This is a genomic window from Pseudomonas sp. GW821-FHT02A11, assembly GCF_059421985.1.
The window spans coordinates 1-24,200 of the sequence record NZ_JBWKWB010000003.1 but is presented as its reverse complement, the minus strand read 5'-3'; the positions used below and the strand labels follow the sequence as shown (position 1 = coordinate 24,200).

Genomic DNA, 24,200 nt, shown 5'->3' with positions numbered 1-24,200 from the left:
AAATGAAATCAAGATGGTGGTTGGCTTTAGGGCTTTCGATTGTGGCTGGTAATGCAGCAGCAGCCAGCTTTGACTGTTCTAAGGCCGGAAACTTCGTAGAGCTCGAGATTTGTAAAGACGGCTTCCTGTCCAAAACTGATGAGATTTTGGCTTCGACATATGCCAAGGCCTTGAAGGATGCCAGGGATCCGGAGTCGTTGCGTCAGTCACAAAGACAATGGCTAGCCGTACGTAACGAGTGCACAACGCAAAAATGTTTAGATCAGACCATTGGCGCTCGCATCCAAGCTCTTGAAGCGTTCGCTCAGACTGAACGTACGCAAGCGTACGACGCCAAGATCAAGCTTGAATCCGAACGACGCCAGGCTGAACGTGATGAACAGGACCGACAAGCCTCCGAAGCTGCGGCAGTTGCTGCCGAGCAAGAGCGCCAACGCAAAGCGGTAGTTGCTGAGCGAATGGCTAAGATGGATCAAGCAATCCGTCAAGGCACCTATAGTTCCAGCACGGTAGCCCCCGCTGTTACCGCAGCACCAGCGCAAGTAGCAGCTTCTCCCAGCAGATCTGCAGCTCCAGCTCCTGTCGCACAAGCCTCTCAGCCAAACCCTGTTGTGAAATGGTTTATCAATGGTCCTGGTTGGAAATACCTGCTGCTGGTAGGCACGCTTTTCTCTGCCTGGGCTGTGTTCCGGCATCACCGCGGTGCAGCGACAATTTACAGCGACTACACGGATGCCCTGATCACGAACGCGCTGCCGGCAGTGGGCGTGCTTGTGGGAGCCATCTGCCATTGGCTTGAAATGCCCTGGGCAGTGACAGTCGTGTCTGCGGTTATCGGATTCGCGTTGTCGATCGCCTATGCCGTATACGCAACGGTGAAGAGCAACCGTGGCGGATTGAGTATTTTCCTCTCCATCGTCGCCAAGCTCACTCTCATCTCCGTGTTCTTTGCCGTGATCGGCATGCTCATCGCCTCACTCTTTGTCAGTACCCGTTACAAGGGGGAGTCACGCGCGCGCGCAGCTGCGCGGAATCGTCGAGAAGCTAAAAAGACGATCGCAGCCATTGCCGCAATCTCCGCCGCCTACACCGCATTCACGGTGTGGTTATGCCGCAGCCCGCAATTCACTACCTTGGGCGAGTGCCTTGAGTTCAATCGCCCTCCTCGCCTCCCATAGTTTTCCGGCCCAGGATGCCCAGTTTGTATGGGCATCCTGGGCGCTGAACAAGCTCTCGTAGGCATCCCCTTAGCAACATTCATTAACACAACAGAAACTCTTAAGGACGGTCAAAATGGCATCTCAACCCCTTCAGTTTGCGTTCGCCTTGCTCGGCATTGGCGTTATTTCCGCGATCTGGTCGAGCAGTGAAATCATCCCTGCTGGCGCTTTTGTAGGATGTGGACTTGCCGCGATTGGGCATGGATTGCATACCCTTGCTGTAGTTACAAAAGAAGGTCAGACCAAGGGCTGATCACCCATACCCACTCCCACTTCGGTGTACGCCAGGTCCTGCGGAGCGCCCTTTTCATGCGTTAAACTGAGCCCGCAGGCTAACAGTGCGGGCCTGTTACGCACTGATATTTCATTAAGGGGCACTTTTGCATGGGTAACTGGACCATCGCCGCTGGCGGCACAGTATTGGGTCCGCTCGATGATGAACAAGCCAAGCTAGCGGCACGGGAGAACCCGGGCGCTTGGTGCTGGCAGCCGGGCATGAGCGATTGGCAGCAGGTGTTTGACAATTCCATCATTCGGCCCATGAAGAAGGACAAGGTCACCCCGCTGCCTCTTCCTCCCGAAAATATGCGGTTTCCTAAACCTCATGCACTACCTGCCCAATCAGGTGCCCCTACACCTTCAGCAAATGCACCCGCGCCAGCGACCTCTCCAGTTTCCCAGGATCGCACTCAATCACCCGTGGGGCATTCATCATCTGGCTTCGGTTCTAATCAGCGCACCGACGGCATCGACTACCGCATCTACGGGAATGAAACCCAGTTTGTGGAGGTTGAACTTGACCAAGGTGAAAGCGCTGTGGCTGAGGCAGGGGCGATGATGTTCAAGTCGTGCTCTGTTGAAATGGACACCATCTTTGGTGACGGTAGCGAGACCAGTTCGGGCGTCATGGGGAAACTCTTTGGGGCCGGTAAACGCCTCCTGACAGGGGAAAGCCTGTTCACCACCGTCTTCACCCAACAAGAACCTGGAAAAGGCGTGGTGGCCTTCGCAGCGCCCTTCCCGGGCACTATCCTGCCGCTGAGCCTCGCTGACTATGGTGGAAAGCTCATTTGCCAAAAAGACAGCTTCCTTGCGGGTTCCAAGGGTGTCACGATCGGGATTCATCTCCAGCGCAAAATTCTTACCGGTCTGTTCGGCGGAGAAGGTTTTATCCTCCAGAAACTTGAGGGCACAGGTATCGCTTTCGTTCACATGGGCGGATCGATCCGAAAAATCGACCTTAAACCTGGCGAGCGCCTCGATGTAGATACTGGTTGCCTTGCGGCAATGACTTCGAGCGTTGACTTTGATATCCGCCGTGCCGGCGGGCTGAAAAGTATGCTGTTCGGGGGTGAAGGTGTGTTCTTCGCGACAGTGACAGGGCCAGGGACTGTCTGGCTTCAGAGCCTGCCATTCTCGCGGCTTGCGGGAAGAATGCTGGCTTCAGCCCCTCAGGGCGGAGGTGAACGCCAAGGTGAGGGTTCGATCCTTGGCGGGCTGGGCGACATTATCGGCGGCCGAAACTAAGCAGGTAGCTCCCGCGCTGTAGCAGCTTGCAACAACTGTCGCAGGCAGCGCGGGGTTATCTCAGACATAGTGAGGGTTTTCCTTTACGGTGATCACTTGATGCGCTGGGTAAAACGCTCTGTTGGCCTGCTCTGTCTGTTTGTGGTGTGCAGTGCCGCGCTTGCCTTCTACTACTTTTTGCCCAGGCACGAGGTGGTGCTGGTGACTGGTGTTGAAGTCAAAAGGATGGATGCAGATGGAGTCATCAATGCCGAGAATCCGGCTGACGGCCCAACCCGGGATGTGTATTTCATCAACACTGAAAACCCGGACTCAAAAGACGTAGCGGTCTATCGAAATGAGGACACTGGGTGGAGCTTCCCCTGGTACTTCAAATTCGACTCCGCGGACATTCAGGCCAAGGCTCAGGGCTACTCACGTGATGCCCAGCAGCTGGCTGTGATCCGCTACTACGGATGGCGCTTTCAGATCTTCTCGATGTTCCCAAACGTCACGGATATCAAAGCCACTGACAATCGACTCGAGCCCTTCCCGCTATTCAACACCATCTTCTTTGCCGCTCTGGCCATCGTTGTAGTGTTGGCCGGCGTGTTCATGAGGCGATTGGTTGGTCGTCGCACACGCGGCATGGTACCGAGGTAATTTCCAGTGAGGCGAGGTATAGAAAATGCCTCGAACGCCGTTATCCTGACTAGCGCCCTGCTGTGAAGGAATTCCCCCGCGCAGCTCACCAAAAACATGCACACTTCAAGGATGCCCATGAAGATCACTCAAGGCCAACGCATTCCTCTGGCCAACATCGGACTGACCGATCGCTTCAGTCTCGATATCGCCCTGCAGACATCTCACGTCATCGATTACGTTTGCTTTGGCCTGGACGCTAATCAGAAGCTCTCGGACGATCGCTATATGGTCTTCTTTAATCAGCCGAACGCTCCTCAGGACGCTGTCGTGCTGAAGGGAAAGGGAGCGTTCTCGATCAACCTGGCTGCGCTACCTGCTACGATCGACCGGTTGGTGTTTACCGCGTCTATTGACGGCGCTGGCGTAATGAAAGACATAGGCGCAAGCAGCTTTGACTTGAGTGCGCCGGGTGAAGTGCCTGCGGCCACCTGTGAGTTCTCCGGTGATACCTTCAGCGCTGAGAAGGGCATCATGGTTACCGATATCTACCGCAAAGACGGAGCGTGGCGCTTGCAGTCCAACCTGCAAGGCTTTAACCAAGGCCTTGATGCTCTGGTACGTCATTTTGGCGGTGAAGTCGCTGAAGAAGCACATGCGAGTCCTCCTCCACCCATCCCGACTCCGCCACCAGCACCTGCGCCTGTCGTAGCCACATTCTCGCTTGAGAAGAAAGTCGCGGCCGCGGCGCCGGCGCTGATCAGCCTGGCCAAAAAGGCCCAGATCACGCTCGAAAAGAAAAACTTGACCCAGCTCAAGGCAAAGGTCGCAGTCGTTCTCGACGTTTCGGGCTCCATGAACGGTCAGTACAGCAAAGGTCGAGTCCAAGAAGTTCTGAATCGCCTGATCCCGCTCGCCGTTGCATTCGACCTCGACGGAGAGCTTGATGTTTTCGGCTTCGGGGCCAAGCCAGTGCAGCTCTCACCAGCAACACTCTCCAACTACAGCGACTACGTGAATACAGATCACGGCGGCTGGAAGAAATGGGACGTCGGCTCTCGTATCAACGATGAACCTAAAGCCATGCGGATGGTGATGGATTACTACAGTCGCCAAGGTGACAAGACGCCGGTATACATCATGTTCCTCAGTGATGGTGGGGTGCACGAGAATCGCGCAATCACGAAGCTGATGACTGAGGCTGCCAGTTTGCCGTTCTTCTGGCAGTTCGTCGGTTTGGGCGGCTCGAGCTATGGAATCCTTGAAAAGCTCGATGACATGCCCGGCCGCGTAGTCGACAACTGCAATTTCTTCGCGGTCGATGACTTGCACGACCTCACAGAAGAAGAGCTGTACGACCAATTGATGGATGAATTTCCGGGCTGGTTGAAGGAAGCCAAGGCTAAGGCAATCATTGCCTGACAGCAGATCTCATTCCCGCGGCACGTTAGCCGCGGGAACCTCACCAAATCATCCCAGCGCCGCAATGCCATACGGTTCGATCTCGCGGAACCGTGAAGACCTGTCGAGGCTTACGACCGCACCGAAGCTGTTGAGAGTCGCGGCTGGATCGATGTCTTCCAACCTCGAAAAGTCCAGCGTCTCCCATTCCGCCCTCGAAACAAGCACCGACAGGATATACGGCTCGTCCACCCGTCCAGTCGCTGGATTCGGCCGCTGCAGATAACCAGATACCAAGCATTTGTCGATCGCCGGCAGCAATGCGAACACCTCGCCCACCACTCTGAACAATGACCCGTAGCTGAGCCCCACAAAGTCGCGGCGTACCTGGGCATCGCTTCTATTTTTGAAACTCAGCTTACCATTGCCTTTAGCTTCCGCTGTCCGCCGAGGAATGTCGTCCTCGTCTGGTAGGTCGACGTCGAGGGCGACGCCAGTCACGTCGTGCGAGAACTCATAGTTAACGATTGTCTCCTTGGGCCAAGCGATGCCGCTGAGCACGTAATCAAGGGCTTTCTCCATCTGGGCACTAAAACCCTGGGCAGCCAGCCTGAACGCCTTTCGGGTTTCATTGATCACGTTTTCTTGCGCGTCTCGGGCGGCCGTCCACTCTGCCAGATCCTGCTGATACTGCGCTTCCAGCCTGAGACGATCAGATTCAATCTTTCCGGCCCTGAACAGACGATCCATCATCCCGCTCGTGGGTGCCGTAGGCATGACTGGCGGATCCTCAACGAAAGATGGTGGAAGCTTTGGCGTTGCGCCTGGCCCCGGGGTGGCCAAGTAAACCCCCAGGCACGCGTCGAGCTCCTGATTGACCTTTTCAGCTGCTTTCTCAAGCAACTCCTGTATAGCCTCCGCTTGCTCTGTCTTCGCCCGTCGTACCAGCGCTGGAGGAAGGTCGTTGCCATCTTCGTCAGTGATTAGGAGAGCACCATCGTCATCGACTTTGATCCTGATTGATCCGCTGTAGTCATCGGGGTCGAACGCGGGGGTTGGACGCCCTTGTCGAGCCCCGTCGAGCCTATGTCGGTAAGAAAGCCCAGTACCAGGCAGCCCGGCATTGAGGTAGGTACCGTTACGGCCCATCGTCATGCTTAAGCCGCGCGGCCCGATCGAAGTGCTCACGCCCGATCCACTAATGTTCAGCCGAACACCAGGGATGATCGTAATACGTTTACTGAAACGAAATCCCATGGTCGTTGCACCCATACCTTGATGGCCAGGCAAAAGCCTGACATTGGAAACAGATCCTTCAGGTTCTGCCGGCGATGTAGTCGTCGATGTGTGAGAACTGGCGATTCCGACACATCCATCCAGTGAGCACTGCGAACAACACACTCCCAGCCAATGCCCAGTTACGGCGTCGGCGACGATCTGAGGCTGTACGCCCTCCTCCGAGGATCAATGCCGCCATGGACACGAAGTAAATGGAGAACAGGATGATCTTTGCGTACAGCGCCAGGAGGAAGAACAGCGAGAAACCATTGCTCCGGAAGGTTTGGACGATGATCTGCAGTGACATTAAACCCGCGACGACAGCCGCAGTGATGACTGAGACATCTGTTGAAAGCTCCAGCCAGGATTTTGCGATGAAGTAGGAGCCAATTGAGAGGAACGGAGTCAAGGTAGTCCAGAGCGCGTCGGTGTAGCAGCTGTAGATCACCATCGAGCCACGGCTGTGCAGCCAGATACAGATAAGCAGTAAAACCGCCATTACGAACGATCCGATCTTGAGCGTTCTGGTATCGATTTCTTCAGCCGCTCTACCAGACCCCTTTGGATTCTCGACCTGCGTGCGCGGTTGACCAAGGCGCTGTTCATCCCCAGCGCCTGCGTCCAATCCCGGTGCAGCAACCTTAGGGGGCGCCTTCCGAGTTGGATGCACGTTGGACGGTGCAACCTTCGGTTGTGGCGCGGGCTGAGGCGCTCGAGCATCCGAGAGTGCTCTACTACGGGATTCTATTGCTTGAGAAATGCACTCTGGCGTCGAGCATTGATCACGCTGTTTGATCCAAGCCCTCTGCTCGGCTCTCAATGCAGTCTTGTCAGATGCTATGGCGAGTGCTTGAACGTATAGAGAGTTGAGCTGTTCGTCCTGCACCTGCATAGATTGGCTGCTGCATATCTGGACTTCAGAATATGTAGATGCCTTCGCGCAATCGAAGCTAGTGGCGCCAGCGTCGACAGCGATGAGTGATAACCCCGCCAAGATCATTCTGGCGAGAGCGCTGCAGTATTGCATCTATCCCTTACTCCCCTGTCTTCCCTAAAAACCCCGTATCCGGGGCTCAAATTTAGCCTTGCCGATCTGTTTATGCTCAGATCTTGGCTGGCAATTCCACGAATTTTTCGCCGTTCCAGACATACTGGTAATGCTCGCTCACTGAAGGGCAGCAGTCCGGATCATCTGGCCCTACAGTCAGGGTGTCGACGGAAACGATGCCTGGCTTCAAGAAGGCCATTGATTCAATCGCTCCACCAATCTGAGTGCGTTCGCGGGCAGCGCGCCACTTTCCGTTTTCGTTGAAGAATCCGGCAATGTACGTGTAACCGGCTTGTGCACCTCCCTCACCTTCAATGACGTAAAGCACGGCAGCGTCAGGAACACCGTCATTGTTCAAATCGAGTCGAACAACTTTCCTGAAATCTGAGTTTTCAGCCCCACCATCCTTGTCGAGGGCAGCAGTGTAGTTTGCGATGGCCTTAGACAGCTCTGGTTCTATTTGAGGGGTGGCTGGACCTCCGGGCAATGGCGGTACTTGATCCGGAGCAATGGTTTGAGTGGAAGCCGGCGCAGGAGCTTGAGTGGCTGCGGTCCCTGTTTGAGGATGCGCAGCACTCAAAGCCCGTTGACCTTCGTCGGTGAGCTTCAGGCCTTCCTTCTTCGCCGCTATTAAGAACCGGCGCTGAATTTCTTCACCAGCACCCACCATGTCCTGGGGGCTGTACTCCATGACGTAGCCTTTTCGGGAGACAGGTTGGCTGTCACCCATAAACCATCGAGCAAAGATATTTGGCCGTGCGGAATCGAAAATTTCCTCACCCTGCTCCACGAAGTCGTCAACAACCTTCTCGTAAACATCCCATCCTTTCTTGCCGAACATCTGGATGACCTGAGCCTTGTCAGCGTCATTCTTGAATGGAGTCAGCTTGATCACCATGATGTTGAAATCGATCGTTTTGTTGCGGCAGCTGTAGGTGTCATTGCCAAAGCATTGTTCGCGCAGCTCCTGCCGCGCCATTGTCAGCCGTGCGTCGTTTACTGCCTGGCCACACCCAGCAAGGAGTGCGCCGGTCAAACCCGCAATAAGAAAATTTCGGAACATCGAACTACTCCAAAATGACCAATGCCCTGTGTGCAAATCCGGCCGAGGGTCAAAACAAAAGATGAACGCATTTAGGGAGACATAAAAAAGCCCCTGCCTAAGGCAAGGGCTTCTCTGGAATCGGCTGATCAGCCGATGCTGACGCCGTGAGCTTCAGCCAGTGGCTTCAAGCCGCCGGCGTAGCCCTGGCCGATGGCCTTGAACTTGAACTCGGCGCCGTGACGGTAAAGCTCACCGAAGATCATCGCGGTTTCAACCGAAGCGTCTTCGCTCAGGTCGAAGCGTGCGATCTCTTTGCCGTCAGCTTTGTTCACAACGCGGATGTAGGCGTTGCTGACTTGACCGAAGCTTTGCTTACGAGCTTCAGCGTCGTGGATGGTTACCGCAAAAACCAGCTTCTTCACGTCAGCGGCCAAACCGGTCAGTTTGACGTTAACCTGCTCGTCGTCGCCGTCGCCCGCGCCAGAACGGTTGTCGCCCAGGTGTTCGATCGAACCGTCAGCGGACAGCTTGTTGTTGTAGAAGATGAAGCTGGAGTCGTTCAAGACCTTGTCGTTTTCGCCAGTCACGAAGACCGAAGCGTCAAGGTCGAATTCGACACCATCGGTTTTGCGTGCATCCCAGCCCAGACCAACAACAATCTCTGTCAGACCAGGTGCTTCTTTTGACAGGCTTACGTTCCCGCCCTTGCTCAATGAGACCGCCATAATTACCTTCCATATCAATTAGTTAGCACTACTGCTTCATTAACGACAGCAGCATAGTTTTTAAGCGAAGTTCAGACCGTAGCCATTGGCAACGGCTTTCAAGCCACCGGCGTAGCCTTGACCGATGGCGCGGAATTTCCACTCGGCACCGTTGCGATACAGCTCTGCGAAGATCATCGCGGTTTCGGTGGAAGCATCTTCAGCGAGGTCATAGCGAACGACCTCGGCACCGGTAACTTCGTTGACGATGCGGATGAAAGCGCCGCCAACTTGGCCGAAGTTCTGCTTACGCAGTTCAGCGTCGTGAATGGTCACGGTGAACGCGACTTTGTCGACATCAGCAGGAACGCGGCTCAGGTCAACCTTGAGCACTTCGTCATCGCCGTCGCCAGCGCCAGTACGGTTGTCGCCGGTATGCTCGATCGAACCGTCCAGACTTTTCAGCTGGTTGTAGAAGATGAAGTCGGATTCGCCACGAACCTTACCAGTGCTGCTCAGCAGGAACGCACTGGCGTCCAGGTCGAACTCAGTTCCATCGGTAACTCGTGGGTCCCAGCCCAGGCCAACGATGAGTTTGGACAGCGATGGATCCGTCTTGGTCAGAGACAGATTTCCGCCTTTCGAGAGCGACAATGCCATTACTTAACTCCTTGTTTCGTTTAGTAATATTCAGTTGGATTCTGCAGCCGGCTCTTCCTTTGCGGGGAAGATCAGACTGGCCACAATACCGATGACCAGGACCACCATGACGATGATCAGACTGGTGTTGGCATCAATGCTGTAGCCGTGGTGGAACATGTGATCAGTAGCGTTCAGGCCGAGCTTCACAGCAATGAAGAACAGCAACGCGATGACTGCCTTTTCAAGGTGTACCAGATAACGCTTCAACGCTTCCAGCACAAAGTACATGGTCCGCAGGCCCAGGATCGCAAACAGCATTGCCGAATAGACGATCAGAGGCTCGCGGCTTACGGCGATGACAGCCGGTACGGAGTCGAAGGCGAACAGTACGTCAGAAATCTCAGCCACGACCAGACACAGGAACAGCGGTGTAGCGAAAATCGCACCTTTCGCCGCCAGAGTCATACCTTGGTTTTCAGGTTTACGCAGCTCACCTTCAAGCACTTTTCGGCTCACGAAGAACTGGTTCTTGTACAGCTTCGGCCATACAGGAAACAGCTTCTTGGCGAAGCGATATGCCATGTGGGTCGAATAGTCTTCCTCTTCCTCATCATCGCCACCGCCCTTGAGCATCATGATTGCCGTCCAGGCGACGATCACTGCGAAAACGACCTCGACCCACGGGCCGAATGCGAGCAGGCCGGTACCGATGGCCACGAAGATGCCACGGAAAACGATCGCGCCGATGATCCCCCAGTAGAGAACTCGGTGACGCAAGCCATCAGGCACTTTGAACCAGGCAAAGATAGCCATGAAGACGAAGAGGTTGTCGACGCTGAGCACCTTCTCCAGCGCATAACCAGTGACGAACAGGCTGGCCACTTGTGGGCCATGTTGGACATATAGGAATCCAGCGAAACCGAGGGATATCGCGATCCAGAAAATGGACCACGCCGACGCTTTTGCAAGCGATACAGGTTTGTCGCCACGATGGGTGAGCATGTCGAGCAACATTGCGCCAATGGCCAGGCCAACAAATACGGCCATGGTCAGCGGGGGGAATCCGAGATGGGTAACTTCCACGATGCGGTACCTTAGAGTTCGAAATCAGCAGGGTTGAGACCCAGCTCGAGACAGATCTGGCGGCAGGCCGCTTTCTCTTTGTCATCAAAGTTGCCGTCGGATGCGCCGATAGCGCAGGCCACACGGACCAGCAAGCGAGAAGCCCCGTCGTTGCCCTTGATCTTGTTGATAGTTTTCAGCGCTTCAGCCTGGCCAATCTGGTAGTCAAACTCGAACTTCCCGACCGAATCATTGAAAGCGGCGATCACGTCAGTCAGATTGAATACCTTCAATTCTGGCGAGTTTTTGATGAAACCAGACATTTTCAGCTTTTCAGCCGAAGATACCTCGCCGTCAGCAGCAGCAATCATCGCGCAGGCGGCCGCTGTGGCCTCCATGAAGTTTCGGTTCTTGAATTTTGTCACTTCGGTGGTGAGCGCCGCGCGGGCCTTCTCAGCGTTGGTTTTGAGCCATTCCAGCATGTCCTGTACCTCTCAAGGCGGGGCAATGTGCCCCGCGTGAATCAGATTATTTGGAGCCGGCGCGCCAGCGCATGCCCCAACCGTAGGCTTTGTCCATTGGCTCTTGATTGCTATGGAAATCAACCCTGCGAGTGACCTTAACGGCACCCTTGTCATTTTCAAGAAGAGCGATAGCGCAGCATCCGAGACGACCGCCCTCCTCGTTCAAGCGCACTTCGATCTCTGGCTGGCCGGGCACGAAGATGGTGACCACACCATCAGTGGCCTTCCAATCAGGAGCGCCCTCATAGATGAAGGCGAAGATCAGGATGCGTTTGATCTCGCTCCATTTTTTGCCGTTGATGTGCAGCCACTCGCCGCCGGCAACAGCACCAGTGCGGTCATCGCCCATGAGCTTGATGAAAGGTTCGTAGTCCAGGTCGCCGAACTGATTACCAAGTGCCTGGATAACGCTCTTTTCGCCGTCCTGCAGCTCGTACAAGCAGCCCAAGTCGAGGTCGATCGCTTTCGACTTGCCAAAGAAGCCGCCGCTTTTGCCGCGGTTCCAGTTCAGATTCACGCGGATCTCACCGAAGCCCGCAGCAGTCTTCTCCAAGCTGATCGAGGAGCGAGATTTGTCGAGCGTTACCTTACTCAGACTTATCGACGATTTTGCTGGCGCAGGTGGTGCTGGCGGTGGTGTTGGAGCTGCCGCGGGTGACGGAGCAGGTGCGTCGGCAATATCCACACCGAAGTGAGTCGCCAATGGAGCAAGACCACCAGCAAAGCCTTGAGCTACGCAGCGGAACTTCCATTGACCCTGCCGGCGGTAAAACTCACCCAAGATCAAAGCAGTTTCTTTCATGCCCGACGTCGGGATCTGAGCTTCAACGCCGCCACTGACGGTCACCTTCAAGCTGGCCACTCGGTCGAAGCTGGCCTTGTTCTCGTGGATGGTTGCAGTCAGCGCAACCTTATCGACGGCCGCTTCAAGGCGGCTCAAGTCCACATTGAAGACTGCACGACCGTTCGATGCATCCGCCATCTGTACCGCCCCGCCCAGCACATTCGGCTGACCGTAGAAGCACATGTCGTTGTCACTGCGAACCTTGCCGGATTCAGCAAGGGCAAAAGCAGAGACGTCGATATCAGCGCCGGGGATTGGCGAATAGACGATTTCAACAGTGATAGAGCCGGTGGCGACCGGCGCATTACCGCCCGGGACCAGGCTCGTCATGCTCGCACCGCCTCGACTGCCAAGCTGACCAAGTCATCAGCAGTGCGGCCGCGAGTGGTTTTACCGATGGCCTTGAAGTCCCAGCCGCTAGCGCCGCGGGTCAAGCTCGCCATGACCACGCCAGTGTGTGCGCCCTGTTCGGAAAGGTTGAAACGCGCCAATTCGTTGTTCTTTCCAGAATCAACAATGCGGCAGTAGGCATTCTCGATGCGCTCGAAGTTCTCGCCGGTGAAGCTGTTGACTGTAAATACCAGGTGGGTGACCGCTGCCGGCAGAGTAGCGAGGTCGACAAAAATGGTTTCGTCGTCGCCATCACCCTCGCCAGTACGGTTGTCACCAGAATGCCGGATCGAGCCATCCTTGGATTTCAACTGACGGAACCAGACCAGATCCATTGGTTTGAGATTGGCGTCGAACAGGATGCAGGACGCGTCCAAGTCGATATCCCCGCTTTTACCGAAAAGCTTTCCCATCAGGCCAGTCTTCATCGGGTCCCAACCCAGGCCCAGGGAAATCTTGGTCAGACCCGCACCTGCGGTTTTCTCAAGACTGATGGATTGGTTCTTTGAAAGGGTAAGTGCCATCGTTACGCTCCTTGTTGATCGTTGGTCTACTGCTTGTCGGCAGCAGTGCCAGTTACTGAATTCTTGTGACCCTCGCCCTGACGAACGCGAGCTTCAATCTTTTCTATCTTCATCCGGCCGCGCTGCCAGCGCGGGTGAAAGTGACGCCAGTGAGGCTCTTGCGCTGCGGCCAACAGCTCATGATCCCCACGCGTATCACCCCAGGCACGCAGCCTGAATTTTTCGAGCGGGCCATATACGGATTCGAGTCGAAGTACCTTGGCTTCGCATCGGCAGTTACTACCGCTGATCTTGCCTGTCAGCTTTCCGTCGATAACCTCAAGCTCTGTTGAAATGAGCTTGATCCCCAACTCCTCTGCGAAGGGTGTTAAAACCAATCGTGGAGAAGCGGAACAAATCGTCACCTGTGCACCGCTGGCGACCTCTGCCGCGACCGATTGTAAACCGGCTGGGCGCATGAGCCGGCTCCAGTAGGCCTTCCGAAATTCACTCGCCCGTTGCTCGACCCAGTCGACCTGGACACCTTTAAGGAATTTGGCGATCAGTACCGCCTTCAACTCGTCCCGGGTCATGCCCCTACCGAGGTAACGAACCGCGTCCGGGAGCATGCGAATCATCCGAAGAGTGAATGTCCGCGTCCCGAATGCAAACCTCAGGAAGGGAACAAAACTGTCCCGGCGAGTGAGCGTGCCGTCGAAGTCAAAGACAGAGAGCACCTGACCCGAAGCGGGTCCGGCCTCAAGCATCTCCTGGGTCATCCCGCTACCTCCGCGAGGCGCACAGGCTCTGCCAGTCGGACGTCGGCTGGTTTGACGCCGTGCCATTGAGCGCGCTCGATGATCTTCACAGCCCAGTTGTGATGGGTTGCTGGTTCAACCATTGCATCATCGTGCTTGAACACCGCCGGCGCCGAATCATTGACGATTAACTTTGCGCAGTTGAGATCCTCGATAGAGACTCGAAAGGCGTCGTGAATTTGGGCGATCTGGGAAGGGTGGATGGCTGTCTTGCCTACCAACCCATGAGAGATATCCAGATCCAGCTCCTCGGCGAGCAACTCGGGGGTTGCAAGCTGCTCAAACACTGGAGCAGTCAAAGCAAACCCCTGAGCACCAAGCACGCCGGCTAGCATTGGAATCACATAGCCCATAGGTGTCTTGTAAAGCGTCGCTGACGGATTGCGGCGCAACCCCAGGCATCCCATCAAGTCATTGCCGCCGATTCGAAGCGCCAGAATGCGATCACCGAACTCCGCCCGCATGGCCGCACCCAGGTCGACCATCGCCTGAGGGCTGTAAACGTCAGCGGTTTCTAGTGTAGGCATCAGCAGAAACTCAGGATTTGTTACCGCATCCACCCACTGACGCATTGACGCCAAAGTGAATTTGGGGAGGACAAATCCGTCGATTGCACTGGTTTCAGACCAGTCATTCAGCATTGCGGCCATTTCCGAATCGCGGGGACGCACGAAAACGAGTGGTCCAGAGCCTCTGACCTCTCCGTCAACATCGACAGCCCTCAACACCCCCCGCAGATGGTGTAGAGCCGCATCGACGTCAACAGCCGCCACGGCGTCCTCTAAGCACACCACCACCGAACGCAGGCCGGGCAGTTTTGCTCCACGAATCACATCAAGGATGTCCGGGCGTGTCGCGGGCATGTAGAGCGTAGCGCCGAGAGCGTATGGAGATGTGCGGGTCATCAGTTCACACTCCGGATGATCGTGACAGCACGGTAAGGCCCCAAGGCATCACCCGCTTCCTGCACTTCGATACCTGCCCTGTCGGTTAAATGCATAAGCAACTGAACATCCGCGTCAGCGCGGTCACGCACTAGCACCTGATCAGGGACACGCCTCAGCACAGCGCGTGTAGCTTCAGCGATGCCTGGCTTCACACGATTCATGTTCGTTACACCGAAGCGAGCGGCGAGGCTATCGACAACACCCAGAGCACTCGCTTGAAGTGCCAGCGCTTCCTCTGGTGTCCAGGGCGCCGCGGGGCTTACCTCGACAGAAGTGCGAGCTGCCTCGATCCGATCAATAAACTGTCGGGTGACGTCATGCTCCTGCAGGTGGTCGTACACCACACATCCGTGCAACCCACCCTCTGCCGGCCAGATAGAGCGAGAAACCAGTCCAGAGACAGTTGCACCAAGGATGCCCGATGGGATGATCCAGTCATCTGCCGACGCCGCCAGCCAGGCACGACCGCACGGGTCAGCGAGCACTACCAGTCGCGGTTCAGCGGGAAAACGGTTGTCTCCCGCGAGGCAACGCTTGATCTCCCCAGAAATCGCGCCCTTGCCGGTCCAACCGTCTACGAAAACGATATTCTCGGCACCATGCTCAGCGATGATGCTCTCGAGGGCGACCATGTCGATTCCACGATCACGAACAATGCTGATGCCGTAGTGATGGACATCCCGGCCCAGCCCCAGCAGTGCGCGGCGTAGAAGCACGCCAAGGGGCAACCCTGCTCGAACGAACGACACCAGCGCGATCGTAGGGCCCAAGTAACGCTCCTCAAGCGCCAACGCCAACGCTTGGACGTCCTCTGCCATGCGCACAGCATTCTGGCCCATGGCGCGCTCATACAGCGCCATGTGGGTGCTGGAAGGTGCGCTCTCCTGGCTGATCATTTCGGAATAGTGCTTTTGATTGGTCTGGATCAGTCGTTCCTTTTCGAGAACGTCCGTGAGACCGATCTGGACCGGTCTCAAAAGAAAATGGACGTCGTCGTGCAGATAGCTGCCGCTGCCGACTGTTAGCGATGCCAGGGCTGGATTAAACATTGATCGCCTCCTCCACCAATGCGGCGAGCTGACTCTTTGCAGGCGTCGACCAGAAGTGGCAAAGGTTCATGAAACCCAGATCGGTGATGCTGTCCCCAAAACCCAAAACAGGGCGCACAGCATTTTCGCCGTGATCGATGGTGAGGTAGTGCTCGACGGCAGCCCGTTTGGAAAGACCAACCGGCAGGAGGGCGAGGTTGTTTCCGTTCGTGTGCGTGTGCAGCCCATCCAAGAGGCCTGCGCTGCGCAGCTGTTCAAGCACGAATGTCAGGTGCTCATCTGAGCCCGTGTTGTGCTTCACGACCACATAGTGACGTTGGTTCGCTTCCTCAACGACCCAGCCGCGCAGAGAGATGCCGTTTTGAGAGCCCAGGTCCAGCGCTGCTTCACACAGCATAGGAAGCCGGTCGTGATAGCTGGCCAGCTTGTCGCTCATCAATGCGTGCCAGTCTTCATTGACGCTGCGATCAGGATTCAAAATCAAGCCACCATGGGAACAGATTGCACCTGCGGTGAAGTTGAGGCGCACACGGCCGAAAGCTTCGGCGCTGCGAGCAGTGACAGGCACGACGTCAGCAACTTGCAGCAGCCACTCAAGAAAGTCCTTCTGGACCTGTGTTTGATAGCCGCTCACGCCACCGTTGACGTCGTACGACGCCGGATAGCGCAGTTGATCCTCCTCAGGCATTTTGCGTGCAGTCTGGAAGAGGGTGTCGTCGAGGTCGATCAATACGAGAGGTCGATTAAATGCCATCGACGATCACCTCAGCGCCCAGTGCATCAATCAAAGATTGAGGCACGGCCTGCGCATCCGTTTCGCTGCAGATCAGCACACGATCGAACTGCCCTGGTGCCACGTTGTAGAGGAAATTGACGATGCCAAGGCCATAGTTGTCAGAGAAGCTGAGGGCGTGCTCGATTGAGTGTCCCAACGCGATTGGGGAGCGAGTGGTGGAGCTGAAGTGAACGTTTGCGCCCGCACGCTCCAGTCGTTCTGCAAGCAGAAATGGCTTCCAAACGAACTCACCGGTGCCTAATACGATGATTTTTTCGCCGGGCTTCACCTGGATGTCTCGCCCCAAGGTATCAGCGACCTCACGCACACCCAAACGCCCCCAGTCATTGGCTGGGTTGATTGGCCAGTCGCCCACCGCTACAACGCCTGTATCGGGCATTTCTGGAAGCAGTGCCTCTGGGTCCTCAGTGAACTTGTACGCGCCGCTGAGCAGGGAAATCTGATCTGCAGCGCCACCGAAATTCGAGCAAACAGCTCCGGCTGACCAGTCCGTCAGTACGCATGTGACGACGCGTTCCAGATTGCGCAGGCCGGCATCAGCCAAGGCTCGATGGAGGTTAACGAAAGTTTTACCGGTGGAGGCTTCATCATCAACCAGAACCAGGGATCGAGCGGCTCGCATCAGCGTCTGAAGTTCTGGGTCGCGCGGAACGTGAATAATGTGGGAGGCCGCGTGACTGTGTTCTTCTACAAAGTTTGCGAAGATCTCGTCTCCAACTGGGTGGCGAGTGCTCACGAGGTACATCGTGTCCGATCGAGTCTTGGCATAGGAGCGGTGAACGCCTGCACCCAAACCAACGGCGGTCTCTGCCATGCCGATAACCAGCACCGGACCGGGAAGGTCGGCTGGAATCTTCGCCGCCAAGCTTTCGTATGTGAACTCCATAACCGACGGCTTAACAGGGATATGCTTGCCCAAGACCCGGGAGACGAAAAGAAAGGCGCGCTTTGGATTGCGGCGTTCGGCAAAACCGAAAAGTGATTCTGGTGATACAGAAGAAAGATGCACGTCGACTTCAAGCACTCCTCGCATCAAAGATGCGCTGAGCTTGGTCGACTCTTGATTCACTACAATATGTTCCATGTCTAGGTTCCTGTGGACGTTAGAAAAGAACCTAACGCCCACCCTGAATTTTTCAATGAGTCGGTTTGGCTTAGCTGCGAGCTTCGATTTTCCATAGCGACGGCTGAACGCCCCTTGCTATGTCGGCTGCGGTAAGAGTGGTATGCGCTTCATTACGTGAAATGGAGATGTGGCAGGCGTCCATGAAGGCAACGAGCAAATTCGACTTCACTGCGAAGTTCATATTTTGCGCATCGGGCACTGTCGACGTGACCATGCCTACAACACTTCCGTGTGAATCGAACAATGGGCTACCGGATGAGCCAGGCTGGATTGCAGCTGTGAATTGCATGAGGCTGGCGTCATTGCGCAGCCCAAACAGTGCTGACACGCCCCCTTGAGTGACATGAGCTCCGCCGCCAGCAAATCCTGACATTGGGAAACCGACTGCTGTAACCGGATCACCGAGAGAACAGAGAGGCGTTGGAGCAAAACGGACTGGCGTCAACTGCACGCCCTGCACCCTCAGCAGTGCAATGTCATTCCGCACGTCGACCATGACCGGTTCTGCCCGGTAACGGCCGTTGAACGAGTTGATCTCGATCTGGGACATGCCCTCAATCACATGTGCACAGGTGATGATGGATGTTTCGGAAACGGCGAAACCAGTACCCGTAGCGCCAGAGGGGGAGCCACCTGAGCGAGAACTATCACTGCCGGTCGCAGGATGATCAGGGTGCGACTCGTCGATGGCCAGCCCTATGTTCCGGCCAAATGCTGAAAGCCCATAGGCGGATCCTTCGGCCAGCGCACGAAACTTCCACTGACCATTTCGCGCGTAGAATTCGCCGAGCACCAGGGCCGAGTCGCCATACTTGCTGACATCCAGTTCGTATGTGGTGCGCTGATCGATAGTCAACTTGAGAGCTTTGAGCTCCCCGATGGGGCCGAGGTTCGAGTAGCGATAAACGACCAGAAGGACCCGGTCGCTACCTATGGGCAATCGATCCAAATGGACGGTACTGCCTATGGAGGAAGGATCTCCACTCCAGTACATCCATTTAGACTGCTCAACTTGAAACAGAGCTGCTTCGCCCTTCGAGTTGCGCTTATCGTCTACAGGGATCAAAGCCACAGCCGCCGTCGAACCAAAGGCAGTAGTGAGCGAGCTTTCCAACGTCCAAGAAATTGAAGGCGCACTAAGTGCAATGTTCGCGCCTGGCGTCAGCATGTCTCGCTCCCTGAGTTGGCCGATTCTAGATGTAGAGAATTGGGTACACAATGTACCAAAAAATTAACAGGCATTTTAATATCAGTAAGGCACTGGAACGGCAACCGATATCGCTTTCACGCGAACACCGCTGATCCATTTCTGGGAAGGCTCAGGCAAGCCGAGGCGGCGAGTCGCAAAAATGCCTGGCAGATTGATACCCGTCTCGCGGGTGTACCCGATCCCACCTGAGTAGCGAGGATTGATTTCCAGCAGGTGCGGATTACCGCCCGCATCGTCACGGGTTTGAACGTTGACGATGCCGTCGCAGCCAAAATGCTCGGCCGCGGCGATCGCCAAGTCGGTTGCAGGGGAGAAACGCTCAAAGGTTTGGTGGACATCAGACTTTCGCCGACCTACGAAGGCCACGACTTTGCCGCCCTCGCATACCATGTCTACAGAACACTCACTTCCCGGCAGATACGGCATGATCAGCATTGGTTCGCGCGCTGGGGTAGCACCAAAAATCCGATGATAGGTTTCGAATTCAACCTGGCGGGCATCTGGGTTTGCAAAGCATCTGAAAGGATCAACACCTTCCTTGAAGCGCCAAAAGCCCTGCCCGTAAATGCCAACCACCGGCTTAATGCACACTTCTCCGCTCGGGCTGAAAGCGTCATAGGCTGCGCGCAACTCAGCCGCCGTCTTCACAGTGATTGCTGGAATGCAAGGAAGCCCAACACGCTCCGCTTCTGCCGTGAATCGAGCCTTGTCGTCCACGAGGTCAAAAGTTCGAGTACTCACGCCGCCGGTAACCAGTGTAAGCCCTGCCGCCTCGAACTCAGCCCGATGTGCTTCATAGGCTCCGCCCACACGCCCGGCGAGCACAACTTTGACTGAGTGTTCAAGCGCGGTGCGGATGACCCACTCGATTCGCTCACTGCGATCCTCGGGCTCAACAAAGCTTAGGTGCGCAACACCTGTGATCTCAGGTCGGTCCCGACGATGGGATGCCAACACTTGAACAGACGAAGGGAGAGCTTCGATGGCTCCCAGGATGATGTCGCGCTGCGAAGCCTGCCCTTCTAAAAACCAGATCATGGATGTTCCTTGAAAATTGAGTGAGCCAACGAACAACGGACGCATTGCCCATCCCCGCACCCGCATAGTAACGGCGCAACGTTGAGGTTCAAGGAGCGGTCATTATGAGGCTGGGGCAGGTGCGGTTGCAGTAAGTCAAACGGACAGTAACACCGGTTAAAGTGTTGCTTTGTATGACAAAACCGGTAGACCAAGCGGACTTTAAGATCGCGAGGGGCTACTTGTGCTCCTGCTGTTTAGATAATCACAGGCGAATGGGGGAGTCACGCCAGAACACAGCCTCCAAATTCGGAGGCCGGCTTTCATCTGAGAATCTAGGAGCGGTGTATCCACTCTTCGAGGACCGCGCCGAAGGTTCGACTCTGGAAAGGAGAATTCAAGGCTGTTAGCAGCGCTGTCAGATGTGATCTGAAGAATTGCGATGACCATTCGTCCCAGCTGATCAGCTGAGCCTCACTCCAGACTTCATTGAACGGCATCCGAATCGAGAAAATCATTACCGGTCCGTTCTCCGTACGGCCTAAGCGTTGCCAACTCCATTCGCCCGGGCACAATTTCTTCACCTCGAATTCAAATGCCTCCAGATGGAGATCGTCAGGCCCGTCAAACGAAGCCCGATCACACCATATCGCGAGCCCGACAGTGACTTCAGGAATGTCATCGTTCAACGGCGAGATCCAATCGACATCCGCCGTCATCACGCCTGCCCAGGCCACAAAGGCAGAAGAATTGAATGGCGCACCATCCTTCGTCAGGACTTCGCCATAGAACCAAGGGGCACGAAAGTCGCCGCGATCACCAATTGTATTTCCACAGGGCTCTAAAGGCACCTCGAGCCTGTTCAGGCTGAGAACGCCTGCAGCCTCCCGGACAGCCAGTCCAGCTAACTGTCCAAAGGCTTTCTCAAGCCGACGAACAGCCGGCATTGCGACCATATCACCCTCGTGCAGCTCGATACTTCCCATACCTTGTTCCTGCAGAAAAGCGATTAATTCCCGGGTGAGGTACCCGAATGCTGAATTGGGGTCAATGCATCGCTGGTGCAGGTCAGACCGTAAAGCCCTGCCGAACTCGCTCCAGTATGAAACCCGGCCGGCCCAACCTTTAGGCGCAGGTGTAGCGAAGGTAAGGAGGCAAAGCCCTCCGGTTTCCTTGATTCCATTCTCAGCTCTAAGATCGAGATAGCTCTGGTAGAGGTCAAGCTGTGGAGTCTCCTCCCCAGCCAGATCATCGACATGTGAGGTGAATCCTGCACTTACTTTGTTCTCAATCAAAAACAAAAAACCAGGTGCTGAGCCTGCAAGATCAGGTTTGCGTCTGGAGGCTTTTCCGTATCCCCTTGGGATCACATGCTGTGTCGACCAGGTGATGGGGCCAGAAGGTAGCTGGTCAGGTGATAGCTTGAAGATCCGTACCAGCACTCGCTCGCTGTAGCCGCTAACGTCCGCTAACCGGAGCCACTCAGCTAGGAGTTCCGTCAGGAAATCCTCGAATGCGCCCCGTTGAAGGGATTGTTTGTAGGAGTACAGATTGGAAAAGAAAGACATCTAGATACTCGGGCCGAGACTGAGAGGTGGCGGCGTCAGGGGTCGAATGCGCCCCTAACCGCTATCGCAATGAACGATGTGGAATGACCGAGCACACCTGCAGGGAAACCAGCGCGCCTGGATGATTGATGCGCGACACTAACCGCTGCTTGGTCAGTCCTCGAGCTCAATTATGCCTTTTGCCTCGGCCTCTTCCAGCCATCTTGGGAATTTGTCCATGATCCGGTCATAGAATGCTTTACCTCGCAATTCATCGAGGTCGTCAACGTCAAAGAAATCACAGTTCTTAACAGCTTGCCCAGTGATATCAGGCAGCTTTTCCAAGCCACCGTAGCTATTGCCAGCAAGCCCGATGAACTGCCAAAAGGCAGGCAAGGATGAAGCCCGTTTCATGAGCTTTGGTAGGTCCGAGCTCTCGCTTACACCGCCAGCAGTAAGACACAAGACGAAAGTCGGCGTTTTATCTTTGCTACTGCCAACGTAATCCATGACCGCATTGACCACATTAGAGTGATCGATCGTACCGTCACCGACGTCCCACTCTGGCCAGCCGCCAGCCTCAAGATTGATGAAGTCTCGGTATGTGCGCAGGCAGGCTTCCGAGAGTCGAGTAGCCTTCACGTTGAAAGCAAAAACCTCAACGCGGGCTTCATCGTCAAAGGCGGCTGCTAAAGGCAGAACACGCGTCAACACCTCTTGCACTCGTCCGTTCTCGTAAAGTTGTCGCATGGACGTCGATGCATCGAGAACAAGCAGAACTCGTGCCTCCACTTCAGTCAGGCCTTTCTTCTCGAGGCTGACTTGCGCCTTCTTGCAATGACTTTTGAGGCTAGGGGCCACAGCAGAGACCCGGTCCTCAAGGGATGTCGAGAATCTGCTCGGAGCAGGGGTCGAGGCCGGCTCGTTTTCAACGCCTCCGCCAAACATCTCAACCAATGACGCAAGCCCGCCTGGATGCCCCTTCAGAGTGTTGCTGACCCACCACTTCCCCTTTTGACGATAGATTTCCGCAACGATAACTGAAGCTTCCTTGCCGAACATGCTCCCCGAAATTTCGCACGTGGCTACAACCTCGCCACAAGTCGTCAACTCAATTGATGAGGGGCCGATATCCTTCATTGACCCTTCGCCGTCGATCGAAGCAGTGAATACGAGTCGATCAATGCTCGAGGGCAAAGCGGTAAGGTTAATCGTGAAGGTGGAGGGATCGTGGCTGAGCGTCCAAATAGCACCCGCCGGCGAGCTGGGCTGGTTATAGAAAACTACAAATCGGTCGTCCGTGAGTTTCTGTTTTTTGTCCACGCCAAAGCACGCATAATCGATTTGAAATGGTCCCCGAAGGTAAAGCGAGAATTCCAGGCGATCAGTGATACCGACGCTCGACAGTGGAAGTTGCTGGCCATGGATCATTTTCATCGTTCAAACCTTTGTATAGGCAATGGGCGCTGGATCTTAAGAATGATGTCAGTCACTGACGCAGCATCATTTCAACGATCTTAAGCACCATTGCCGCGTGCCAGAAGCGTGCGATCTGCCCAAACGAACAACGCCATTTCGACATCAGCTATTCGCCACCCAGTACTCGACGAAGCCGCGGGTAGGCTACATTCTGGGCGAGCAATTCCTGCACTTTCGAGTTGCTGGATAAGCTCGTTGCAGAGTTGCTGGAACCGGACATACCCCTTCGCCATCGACGACTCGTTGCTGTCGTGGATTTTCGGCAGCAAGTCGGCTTTGAGCAACGCCTCGCGAATCCGGGAATCCAGACTCGCATGCAGGGTGGGATTCAGAAACCGCAACAGCTTCGATGCGTAGGTGAGACCACAGCCGGGCAACTGAAGAGCCGCTGTGATTGCTTTGAGGGGATCGTCAATATTCAGGATGACCGGCTGGACAAGCGCCAGCAACGAGACATTACCAAGGCCAGCCTCGAATCGCATTCGGGGGTCATTCTTTCCCGCGCCCCAAGACAGGATCTCCCGTACGTAGTCGGCCGGAGCAGATTTGACAACAGGCTGCTGGGCAATCCATGCGCCGCGATCTTCAAGGGATTTGATCCAGGGGAATGTAGGGAATGTGTCCCCCGGGTAGCCACGAGCCTCATGATTCACGTTGGCCCAGCTGTAAGCGCGGAAATAGTCCGGGAAAAACCTGATGTTGAGTGCAGTCACAAAAATCCTTTAAAACTGGCCAGCGCCAGCAAATGCGTGTTCAAGCTGTGGGTTCAAATGAAAGCCTGGCCGATCGCGGAACAGCTCAGCTCCACCTCTAACATACTGAAGTGCGCGCTCGCCACTGATCCACATGCGACCCAGCATTTCCGCGGCTAAACTAGTCATGTTTCTGCCAGCGAATGGATCTGCAACTACATCTCCCTCATCCGTGAGCCAGCGTATTAGGAACTCAGCCACGCTCCATGGCTGGCCCGCTCCATGGATTGGCAAACCCAACCCTTCTGCAGCCTTTCGATATTGGTTTCCGTACGCACAGCGAAGTCCGCGAGAGAGCACGTTTTTGGGGATACGCCCTTCTGTATGGTTTCCGAAGCTTCCTACACGCAGGCGGTACGCTCCGTCCGCATAACAAGTGGCTCGCTTTTCGCCGCCAGCAGCAACCAGCTTTAGGTGCCGATCCGTGTGCGGTTCAAGAACTCGCCTGTTGTCTCCCTTGAATTTCAAAGGATCTTTGCACATAATGATAATCGGCTCATATCCGACGTTGAGCTGCTGTCGTGTCTTGCTTGCCCACTGAACAGGTCCGGGTGCTTTATTGCTGGCCCACACCAAGCGTTCGATCAAGGACAGCCCCGCATCCTCCAAAGCGATCACCAGCCGTTCGATATAGGTTGAGCGCGCAGGGC

The 24,200-nt window shown here is 55.5% G+C and carries 25 protein-coding genes and 1 pseudogene; 5 read left to right on the top strand and 21 right to left on the bottom strand.

The features are described 5' to 3' along the window. Positions 1–2 precede the first annotated feature (2 nt). The 5 genes from AC07V9_RS05015 to AC07V9_RS04995 all read left to right on the top strand — a co-directional run bounded on the left by AC07V9_RS05015 (position 3) and on the right by AC07V9_RS04995 (position 4,790). Positions 3–1,178, top strand: coding sequence for a lysozyme inhibitor LprI family protein (locus tag AC07V9_RS05015; RefSeq protein ID WP_495014606.1), 1,176 nt, complete (start codon positions 3–5; stop codon positions 1,176–1,178). 115 nt (positions 1,179–1,293) lie between these two features. Then, a complete protein-coding gene (locus tag AC07V9_RS05010) occupies positions 1,294–1,473 on the top strand; it encodes a hypothetical protein (protein WP_495014605.1) in 180 nt (59 codons plus the stop codon). Between the two features lie 131 nt (positions 1,474–1,604). After that, positions 1,605–2,747, top strand: a complete 1,143-nt coding sequence (locus tag AC07V9_RS05005) for an AIM24 family protein (protein WP_495014604.1) — start codon at positions 1,605–1,607, stop codon at positions 2,745–2,747. A gap of 99 nt (positions 2,748–2,846) precedes the next feature. Further along, the gene (locus tag AC07V9_RS05000; protein ID WP_495014603.1) at positions 2,847–3,389 is read left to right on the top strand and encodes a DUF1523 family protein; all 543 of its coding nucleotides are present in this window, start codon (positions 2,847–2,849) and stop codon (positions 3,387–3,389) included. 117 nt (positions 3,390–3,506) lie between these two features. After that, complete coding sequence (locus tag AC07V9_RS04995) at positions 3,507–4,790, top strand: VWA domain-containing protein (protein ID WP_495014602.1); 1,284 nt, start codon at positions 3,507–3,509, stop codon at positions 4,788–4,790. A gap of 48 nt (positions 4,791–4,838) precedes the next feature. Here the strand turns inward: AC07V9_RS04995 and AC07V9_RS04990 are convergent, their stop codons facing one another. From AC07V9_RS04990 to AC07V9_RS04890, 21 genes and pseudogenes are all read right to left on the bottom strand, one after another. Further along, positions 4,839–6,026, bottom strand: a complete 1,188-nt coding sequence (locus AC07V9_RS04990; RefSeq protein ID WP_495014601.1) for a DUF4236 domain-containing protein — start codon at positions 6,024–6,026, stop codon at positions 4,839–4,841. 58 nt (positions 6,027–6,084) lie between these two features. Then, positions 6,085–6,546, bottom strand: coding sequence for a hypothetical protein (locus AC07V9_RS04985; protein ID WP_495015111.1), 462 nt, complete (start codon positions 6,544–6,546; stop codon positions 6,085–6,087). Between the two features lie 288 nt (positions 6,547–6,834). Beyond that, positions 6,835–7,047: pseudogene (locus tag AC07V9_RS04980) on the bottom strand (lysozyme inhibitor LprI family protein); the annotation flags it as partial. 103 nt (positions 7,048–7,150) lie between these two features. Beyond that, on the bottom strand, positions 7,151–8,158 hold the full coding sequence (locus AC07V9_RS04975) for a hypothetical protein (protein WP_495014600.1): 1,008 nt from the start codon (positions 8,156–8,158) through the stop codon (positions 7,151–7,153). 128 nt (positions 8,159–8,286) lie between these two features. Continuing rightward, the gene (locus tag AC07V9_RS04970) at positions 8,287–8,865 is read right to left on the bottom strand and encodes a TerD family protein (protein WP_495014599.1); all 579 of its coding nucleotides are present in this window, start codon (positions 8,863–8,865) and stop codon (positions 8,287–8,289) included. A 60-nt stretch (positions 8,866–8,925) separates the two neighbouring features. After that, positions 8,926–9,504 (bottom strand): TerD family protein, encoded by a 579-nt coding sequence (locus tag AC07V9_RS04965; protein WP_495014598.1) that lies wholly within the window; start codon positions 9,502–9,504, stop codon positions 8,926–8,928. Positions 9,505–9,534: 30 nt separating this feature from the next. Then, positions 9,535–10,569, bottom strand: coding sequence for a TerC/Alx family metal homeostasis membrane protein (locus tag AC07V9_RS04960; protein WP_495014597.1), 1,035 nt, complete (start codon positions 10,567–10,569; stop codon positions 9,535–9,537). A gap of 11 nt (positions 10,570–10,580) precedes the next feature. Next, the gene (locus AC07V9_RS04955; protein ID WP_495014596.1) at positions 10,581–11,030 is read right to left on the bottom strand and encodes a tellurite resistance TerB family protein; all 450 of its coding nucleotides are present in this window, start codon (positions 11,028–11,030) and stop codon (positions 10,581–10,583) included. 46 nt (positions 11,031–11,076) lie between these two features. After that, positions 11,077–12,246: a TerD family protein gene (locus tag AC07V9_RS04950; protein ID WP_495014595.1), complete on the bottom strand. Its 1,170-nt coding sequence runs from the start codon at positions 12,244–12,246 to the stop codon at positions 11,077–11,079. Continuing rightward, positions 12,243–12,830 (bottom strand): TerD family protein, encoded by a 588-nt coding sequence (locus AC07V9_RS04945; protein ID WP_495014594.1) that lies wholly within the window; start codon positions 12,828–12,830, stop codon positions 12,243–12,245. The genes AC07V9_RS04950 and AC07V9_RS04945 overlap by 4 nt, the downstream gene beginning before the upstream one ends. Before the next feature lie 26 nt (positions 12,831–12,856). Further along, entirely contained in the window at positions 12,857–13,588 is a 732-nt protein-coding gene (locus AC07V9_RS04940) for an HAD family hydrolase (RefSeq protein ID WP_495014593.1), read from the bottom strand. Further along, entirely contained in the window at positions 13,585–14,532 is a 948-nt protein-coding gene (locus AC07V9_RS04935) for an HpcH/HpaI aldolase/citrate lyase family protein (protein ID WP_495014592.1), read from the bottom strand. The genes AC07V9_RS04940 and AC07V9_RS04935 overlap by 4 nt, the downstream gene beginning before the upstream one ends. Further along, a complete protein-coding gene (locus tag AC07V9_RS04930; RefSeq protein ID WP_495014591.1) occupies positions 14,532–15,623 on the bottom strand; it encodes a cysteine protease StiP domain-containing protein in 1,092 nt (363 codons plus the stop codon). The genes AC07V9_RS04935 and AC07V9_RS04930 overlap by 1 nt, the downstream gene beginning before the upstream one ends. Continuing rightward, a complete protein-coding gene (locus AC07V9_RS04925; RefSeq protein ID WP_495014590.1) occupies positions 15,616–16,377 on the bottom strand; it encodes an HAD family hydrolase in 762 nt (253 codons plus the stop codon). The genes AC07V9_RS04930 and AC07V9_RS04925 overlap by 8 nt, the downstream gene beginning before the upstream one ends. Continuing rightward, positions 16,367–17,503, bottom strand: a complete 1,137-nt coding sequence (locus tag AC07V9_RS04920) for a phosphoribosyltransferase domain-containing protein (RefSeq protein WP_495014589.1) — start codon at positions 17,501–17,503, stop codon at positions 16,367–16,369. Before AC07V9_RS04920 ends, AC07V9_RS04925 begins: the two co-directional genes overlap by 11 nt. A gap of 70 nt (positions 17,504–17,573) precedes the next feature. Next, complete coding sequence (locus AC07V9_RS04915) at positions 17,574–18,713, bottom strand: trypsin-like peptidase domain-containing protein (protein WP_495014588.1); 1,140 nt, start codon at positions 18,711–18,713, stop codon at positions 17,574–17,576. Positions 18,714–18,794: 81 nt separating this feature from the next. Beyond that, complete coding sequence (locus tag AC07V9_RS04910; protein ID WP_495014587.1) at positions 18,795–19,793, bottom strand: ATP-grasp domain-containing protein; 999 nt, start codon at positions 19,791–19,793, stop codon at positions 18,795–18,797. Positions 19,794–20,107: 314 nt separating this feature from the next. Next, positions 20,108–21,340, bottom strand: a complete 1,233-nt coding sequence (locus AC07V9_RS04905) for a hypothetical protein (protein WP_495014586.1) — start codon at positions 21,338–21,340, stop codon at positions 20,108–20,110. Between the two features lie 153 nt (positions 21,341–21,493). Further along, positions 21,494–22,756 (bottom strand): VWA domain-containing protein, encoded by a 1,263-nt coding sequence (locus AC07V9_RS04900; RefSeq protein ID WP_495014585.1) that lies wholly within the window; start codon positions 22,754–22,756, stop codon positions 21,494–21,496. Between the two features lie 80 nt (positions 22,757–22,836). Next, positions 22,837–23,511, bottom strand: coding sequence for a hypothetical protein (locus tag AC07V9_RS04895; RefSeq protein WP_495014584.1), 675 nt, complete (start codon positions 23,509–23,511; stop codon positions 22,837–22,839). A 9-nt stretch (positions 23,512–23,520) separates the two neighbouring features. Further along, positions 23,521–24,200 (bottom strand): DNA methyltransferase (locus AC07V9_RS04890; RefSeq protein WP_495014583.1); only part of this gene is annotated, 680 nt, incomplete at its 5' end.

Coding starts and splice junctions, on each gene's coding strand:
- AC07V9_RS05015 (WP_495014606.1), top strand. CDS start 3: ATGAAATCAAGATGGTGGTTGGCTTTAGGGCTTTCGATTGTGGCTGGT.
- AC07V9_RS05010 (WP_495014605.1), top strand. CDS start 1,294: ATGGCATCTCAACCCCTTCAGTTTGCGTTCGCCTTGCTCGGCATTGGC.
- AC07V9_RS05005 (WP_495014604.1), top strand. CDS start 1,605: ATGGGTAACTGGACCATCGCCGCTGGCGGCACAGTATTGGGTCCGCTC.
- AC07V9_RS05000 (WP_495014603.1), top strand. CDS start 2,847: ATGCGCTGGGTAAAACGCTCTGTTGGCCTGCTCTGTCTGTTTGTGGTG.
- AC07V9_RS04995 (WP_495014602.1), top strand. CDS start 3,507: ATGAAGATCACTCAAGGCCAACGCATTCCTCTGGCCAACATCGGACTG.
- AC07V9_RS04990 (WP_495014601.1), bottom strand. CDS start 6,026: ATGGGATTTCGTTTCAGTAAACGTATTACGATCATCCCTGGTGTTCGG.
- AC07V9_RS04985 (WP_495015111.1), bottom strand. CDS start 6,546: ATGGCGGTTTTACTGCTTATCTGTATCTGGCTGCACAGCCGTGGCTCG.
- AC07V9_RS04975 (WP_495014600.1), bottom strand. CDS start 8,158: ATGTTCCGAAATTTTCTTATTGCGGGTTTGACCGGCGCACTCCTTGCT.
- AC07V9_RS04970 (WP_495014599.1), bottom strand. CDS start 8,865: ATGGCGGTCTCATTGAGCAAGGGCGGGAACGTAAGCCTGTCAAAAGAA.
- AC07V9_RS04965 (WP_495014598.1), bottom strand. CDS start 9,504: ATGGCATTGTCGCTCTCGAAAGGCGGAAATCTGTCTCTGACCAAGACG.
- AC07V9_RS04955 (WP_495014596.1), bottom strand. CDS start 11,030: ATGCTGGAATGGCTCAAAACCAACGCTGAGAAGGCCCGCGCGGCGCTC.
- AC07V9_RS04950 (WP_495014595.1), bottom strand. CDS start 12,246: ATGACGAGCCTGGTCCCGGGCGGTAATGCGCCGGTCGCCACCGGCTCT.
- AC07V9_RS04945 (WP_495014594.1), bottom strand. CDS start 12,830: ATGGCACTTACCCTTTCAAAGAACCAATCCATCAGTCTTGAGAAAACC.
- AC07V9_RS04940 (WP_495014593.1), bottom strand. CDS start 13,588: ATGACCCAGGAGATGCTTGAGGCCGGACCCGCTTCGGGTCAGGTGCTC.
- AC07V9_RS04935 (WP_495014592.1), bottom strand. CDS start 14,532: ATGACCCGCACATCTCCATACGCTCTCGGCGCTACGCTCTACATGCCC.
- AC07V9_RS04930 (WP_495014591.1), bottom strand. CDS start 15,623: ATGTTTAATCCAGCCCTGGCATCGCTAACAGTCGGCAGCGGCAGCTAT.
- AC07V9_RS04925 (WP_495014590.1), bottom strand. CDS start 16,377: ATGGCATTTAATCGACCTCTCGTATTGATCGACCTCGACGACACCCTC.
- AC07V9_RS04920 (WP_495014589.1), bottom strand. CDS start 17,503: ATGGAACATATTGTAGTGAATCAAGAGTCGACCAAGCTCAGCGCATCT.
- AC07V9_RS04915 (WP_495014588.1), bottom strand. CDS start 18,713: ATGCTGACGCCAGGCGCGAACATTGCACTTAGTGCGCCTTCAATTTCT.
- AC07V9_RS04910 (WP_495014587.1), bottom strand. CDS start 19,793: ATGATCTGGTTTTTAGAAGGGCAGGCTTCGCAGCGCGACATCATCCTG.
- AC07V9_RS04905 (WP_495014586.1), bottom strand. CDS start 21,340: ATGTCTTTCTTTTCCAATCTGTACTCCTACAAACAATCCCTTCAACGG.
- AC07V9_RS04900 (WP_495014585.1), bottom strand. CDS start 22,756: ATGAAAATGATCCATGGCCAGCAACTTCCACTGTCGAGCGTCGGTATC.